1 protein-coding gene is annotated in these 2321 nt (G+C 47.5%); it reads right to left on the bottom strand.

Features of this window, described 5'->3' with window-relative positions; translation table 11 throughout:
- The coding region (locus tag D5270_RS16340) for a hypothetical protein (RefSeq protein ID WP_207709422.1) at window positions 1–2069 on the bottom strand (2069 nt) is incomplete at its 3' end.
- Between the last annotated feature and the right edge of the window lie 252 nt (window positions 2070–2321).

Below are 2321 nucleotides of genomic sequence, written 5' to 3'. Positions count from 1 at the left end.
CTGTCGTCTGAGCCTATGCTGTTCAGCACTTTCCCGGTGTCCTTGGTGGTGCGCCGGATGTAGATTTTGTAGGCAGCACCTTTTTCTTTAACAATTTTCTGGAGTTCACTCTGACCAATGTTCCAAATATAACCACCTGCGTAAGAAGTATCGTAATAGTCTTTCTCGCTAATCACATATAAAATGTTTTCGCTCTTAACGTTACTAAGACTAGTGGTTAATTTTGAAAAACCGCGATTGTAGTAGGAGTATGCACCAATGTCATCGCCAGTCATAATAAATGCCTGATTATCCTGCTCAACATTACTGATGACATATGAACCGTTGTTATATACCCATTCATTTCCCCACTGCTCTGAGCGCTTAATGTTATAAATCGCCTTGCCATTAGTCTTAATATCGGTAAAGTATACTACATCTGTATCTTTCCAATCATACGGCACATCGACACGAATAGCACCGCTCTCAATCGTTACGGGCAACGCATTTCCATCAGTGTCAGCAGCACCTATATATGCTGCTTTATTCTGATTCAAAGTTGTGGCAACAGAATAAATGTAGTCGTTATCAAAAGCTCTGTTTGCTGTCACACTCTTAATCTCTGTATCCTCGCTAGGCGCTTTCACGTCAAAGTCCACTGAGTACACAGTATCCGTTCCATCAGCATTAGCGACAGTCAAATACAGTGTATCATCAAAGGCAGCGAAACTTGTGTCTTTATGCTCAGGAGGCGGACTTGCGCCAGTTATTGGATCTGGGTCAAACATGTTCTCATTGGAAGTAAAGTGGGGTTTCCACACTGAACCTACGGTAGTAACATCATTTTCAATCACAGGTCCAATATGACCGTTGTTCATCCAGACACTACCATCAGGCTTTGTAATTGTAAGAGGGCCTGGGCCAGCTTTTACCACTGCGCCTGCATCAGGATATGCATACAGCTTAAGGCCCTTAAGAGCTTCTGAGAGATATATGCTATCAGCAGAGTTATGGTATTTATAATCAATCTGCAGAGTAAGGGTATGGCTTGCGGCAGACTCAGGAACAGCAGTAGCAACGATATTTCCATTTCCGTCGCGTAACTCCAACTTATTAAGGGCGGTGGTATTCACCTTAGACGCAGACAGGTTAATAGTGTAGTCGCGGTAGTGCTTGCCGTCCTCTGCAGTCACACGCAGAGTAAAGGAACCGCTCTTAGTATTGATATTGCTCAGCTTATGGCGATTTCCTCCGGTGGTCTCAACATTGACATCCTTCTGAGCGGGAACAGACACCTTTGCAGGCAGGTTGGTGGTAACATTTATGCTGCAAGTATGCTCACCAGGCTGAACCTGAGTATTGCCCTTATCAAAATCGTGAGTCTTATCGACAACGATATTGACGGTGGTATCGTCAGCAGTCAGACCCCACTTGCTCTCGGAGTCATCAACCTGAATTTCAGTCATGATAGCGTCGTCATACTGAGAAACGGCTTCAACATGAACCCTGACGAAAGCACCAGAGGGGTTAGCCTTGGTACGGATGAGCAGGTCGGTGTAGCCTTCGCCATTGTTCATCGCCCAGTGTGCGCGTCCGCTACCAACTACCATGAGCATCGACTCGCGGTTATAGTCGCCTGCGTCACCATCAACTCGATCATAAGGATGAGCAGCTTCGCCAACAGGGTCATCGTCATTCACTGCACGGAATGCAAGCTGAGGATTCCGAGTTCCATCTACATTCCAGGAGGAAGAAGTACCCATAATACGCTTTACACCGTCAGTGGTTGTGTAAGCGGGCACCCAGCTAGCGGCACCTTTGGCTACCTTCACATCCATGATGGCTAGTTCATCGTCAGCTAAAACCTCATCCAAAACACTTGTGTCAGCAACACCAATTTGGTTGCCATACACATCGTTCACTGAGAAGCTATCGAACACCTTCTCATTTACAAAGGAAACGTTGTAGAAATCCCTCGTGCCAGTCTTTGCAGTAACGGTAACCTTACCGGTCTGGGTGGAAGGCTCATAGGTATAAGAGCTCTTCGCACGGATGGAAGTGGGGGCGAATATCTCAGTAGAATCGTCCATATTTGCGCCCAGGCCCACATTACTGGGCTTCATGCCGAAGGGCAGGGTGATAACGATATCGCTGCCGTTAATCTCGCCGGAGATGGCATGAGCCTTGATGGCGTCAAGATCCCCGAACTCGTAGTCGCCGCTGGCGTTCTCCACACGGACGGTGGACAGGGTGGCGTCGTTTTCAGGGATGGTGCTCTCCACGGTGATTATCAGGTCGTGGTCGACAGGCTCTGCGTCGCCAACCTTCTCGCGAAGGGTAAC

Origin of the sequence: Acutalibacter sp. 1XD8-36, assembly GCF_009917525.1 — a bacterium.
GTDB lineage: Bacteria > Bacillota > Clostridia > Oscillospirales > Acutalibacteraceae > Acutalibacter.
This window is presented reverse-complemented; position numbering and strand designations above follow the sequence as displayed.